The sequence below is a fragment of the Lentisphaera araneosa HTCC2155 genome (genome assembly GCF_000170755.1).
Classification (GTDB): Bacteria; Verrucomicrobiota; Lentisphaeria; order Lentisphaerales; family Lentisphaeraceae; genus Lentisphaera; species Lentisphaera araneosa.
This window is the reverse complement of record NZ_ABCK01000064.1, coordinates 1-3,161: the sequence shown is the minus strand read 5'-3', so window position 1 is coordinate 3,161 and position 3,161 is coordinate 1. Positions and strand designations below refer to the sequence as shown.

At 37.6% G+C, this 3,161-nt stretch carries 2 protein-coding genes and 1 pseudogene; 1 reads left to right on the top strand and 2 read right to left on the bottom strand.

Features of this window, described 5'->3' with window-relative positions:
- Positions 1 to 198: 198 nt before the first annotated feature.
- Both LNTAR_RS26845 and LNTAR_RS27470 read right to left on the bottom strand, forming a co-directional pair.
- Positions 199 to 1,676 (bottom strand): annotated as a pseudogene (locus LNTAR_RS26845) (ISNCY-like element ISLar7 family transposase).
- Positions 1,677 to 2,090: 414 nt separating this feature from the next.
- A complete protein-coding gene (locus LNTAR_RS27470) occupies positions 2,091 to 2,234 on the bottom strand; it encodes a hypothetical protein (protein WP_007281474.1) in 144 nt (47 codons plus the stop codon).
- Positions 2,235 to 2,429: 195 nt separating this feature from the next.
- Between LNTAR_RS27470 and LNTAR_RS24510 the strand changes: the two genes are divergently transcribed.
- Positions 2,430 to 3,161, top strand: a 732-nt coding sequence (locus tag LNTAR_RS24510; protein ID WP_157473840.1) for an IS3 family transposase, incomplete at its 3' end; no start/stop codon positions are given.

Below are 3,161 nucleotides of genomic sequence, written 5' to 3'. Positions count from 1 at the left end.
AAACCCAGTGTTTATGAGTTTGTTGATGATTTTAAGTTAATATAAAAATTCAAAATATGGCTATACGTGTCGTGCAGTCATAGTATTATCATTTTTTTAAGGCCTAGGCGTCAGAACAAAGGCTTTTTTCTATTTATTCACTAAGTCAAGGCAGGAGAAAGTACGCCGTGAATGGCGTTTTTATTATTATGAAGAGCTTTAAGCGCTTTTTCTTTTTCTACGTAGGACTTTGATTTCTCTGGCCATGATGATAGCACCAAGATGATGGATATTACTGGCACTTATCGCCATAGCGGCATAACGTTCGAAATTAGGAGTACCCTTATCAGGGCATCGGTCAAAACCATGACTTTCAAGAGCGTTAATAGCTGATTCAACTGCGGGGTGTTGTTTGCGAGCGACGACAAAGGCCTCCTTACTTTCACGCTCTTGAGCAGCTTTATTTCGGCGACCTTTTACAGGGAGGTGAGCTCTTACCTCTAATGCTTCAATGCGGGAGTGATTATTTTGACCATCCTTATCTACCTTTGAATAAAAACCCTTATCAAAACTCATCGATGTCAGCCCAGGGTACAGCTCCTTACTTTTACGAACCATTTCAACCGCCACGTCTTTATCCTGCTCGCCCTTCATGATCCTATGGTCGAGAATAAAGCCAAACTGATCTTCAACTACACATACCTTCACGCCAAGTTCCTGACGAATCCCAGCTTTTCCTTTGCATATCCATTCTGTGTGAGGTTCAAAAATCGAATACACCTTTTCATCGGGTGAAATAGTCTCTCCATTAAGAACTCTACGACTTATTTGCTTAATGAATAAGTCCGTGTAATCCATGTTTAACTGAAGCTTGGGACACTCTTCATCTAAAGAATTCTGGAGAGTTCTTGCTTTGAGTAAATGAGCTCGAGCCACACTAAGGTAATCCTTAATTATCTCCTCTATTTCTAAGCGACGTTTTTCCTTTCGCTCTTCTTTCTTCGAGTTAGAGTGACGCATCTTGCTCAGTTTATTATAAAGGCTATGGAATTTCTTTTGCTGGCTTTTTACTTCACGCCAGCCAGTGATTTCAAAGATGAAGCCAATTGCCTCCGATGCTCAATACTTTGCGTACAGATCTTTAATAGATTCAAATCAGTGGGGAAATGAACATTCGTTTCAAAAACAAAAGAATCGCAACGACTATGTAATTCTCGTTCTTCTGGGAAAAGTAATTCATGGCTGAAAGCAACTACGAGTTTACTAATTTTATTGGCAATTTTTTTTGTAAAAAGGCTAACGTTATCGTGTATTGTTTGGCGTCCTGTAACTATGTCGACATCACAAAAAAGATCAACTCCACAGATCTCCCGAATTTTGTGATGATAATCATAGCAACTTTTGAGCTTGTCATAATCCCAATTACAGCTCAAACGCAAAGTGCCTAAAACAAAAATAACCCAGAGATCCATTCCTTTACGTCCATCATTCCAGGATGTTCCTTTAGGAACTAATTCAGACAAAACATCTTGGATTTCTTTGAGTAAAACTTTGTTTCGATAAATTTCTTGTAAACCACGAAGAGTTTTGGTTATTTCATCACGGCAGTATGTGTCGAGTCTCACTTGTTCAATTGGCGTGACTCCGAGAAGTGGGTTTTCTCCTAATTCTGCTTGTGTACTTGTAAAATTACGCATGCTATATGACACCTTGGATTCTTTTATTTTATCTGTATCCTATTGGATAAATAGTAGTTTATGATGAAGTACTATACATTTAAACAAAAGTTTTATAGGGTACTTTAATACTGTTTTCTAGAAAAACTCACAACTTATTTTCCTTATAAATTATTATACTTAAAAGACTTAGGTTCATTTCGGTCAGGCACTAGTTAGCTAAACTCTGAATACACATGTGCGCTCGTAGCTCTATGATATGCCTTTCTAATACTTGTGTAATCCTACTTTTAGAACTCGAAGTAAACGAAAGTTTCTCCATTAAATATGAACTACAATCATGACAACGAACTCTATGCATTTGTACACAAAACGAAGTCTTTTTGGTGCCCACGGGTAATGATTTGATAAAACGAGTGCCTGTTGCAGTTGCGGTTACATCGGCGCTTTTGCATTTGGAGCAGTTAAAGGTCTTTTTTTTCGACATATATGAATAATCAGCTCATTGCCTTTGTATTCAAAGCGCTTGTGCTCGTATCCAATGATTCCGTGTGTATGTTGATGTAGACTGCTTGACATGTTTTCTCCTTTTTGAAGTAATTAAAGAGAGATGTGCAAGCAGTTTTTTGTATTTGAAACCTTGGGTTTCTGCCCGCTGGCGAAGCATTACGCCAGTAAAGCAACTAAAAATCAAATCTTTACCCGTATAAATAACGAGCTTGCGAGTGGCTTTATGCCGGAGGAAAGCTTTGAACGAAGGCGGTAGTTTTACAGATTTCTACGAAGAACCCTAAAAAAGAAGTTGATCAAAAGCTTATAGTTGAACTGATCAAAGAACAACGCTGCATCCAATCAGAACTTGGAATTCGAAAGTTAAAGTGCCTATTAGCAGATGACTTCAAAGAGAATTCTATAAAAGTAGGACGAGATCGCTTGTTCGATATAGCTCGTGAAGAACGACTATTAATCAAAAGGAAGAGGAAGTACTGTCGCACAACCGATTCTAGACATCGTTTTAAAATTTATAAAAACCTCATCAAAAATATAAATTTAACTTCCCCTAATCAGGTTTGGGTATGTGATATTACGTATATCAGAGTAGCTAATAGTTTTGTTTATTTAGCCTTGATTACGGATGCATATTCTAGAAAAATCATTGCGTATAATGTTGGAGAGAACTTAGAGGCTGTAGGATGTATCAAGGCTTTGAAAATGGCTTTAAAAGACCTGCCTAAAGGTTCTCGTCCCATCCACCACTCTGACAGAGGCTCTCAGTACTGCTGTCACGATTACATTGAAATCTTGACGAATAGAAATCTTCCTGTCAGTATGACTGAAGAAAACCATTGCTATGAAAATTCAAAAGCTGAAAGAGTCAACGGAATACTGAAGTATGAATATCATTTACGCGAAACATTTAAGAACTTTAAAGATGCTAAAAAAGCAATTAAGCAGGCTATTTACTTATACAATAATTGTCGCCCTCATACAGCTTTGGAATATTCA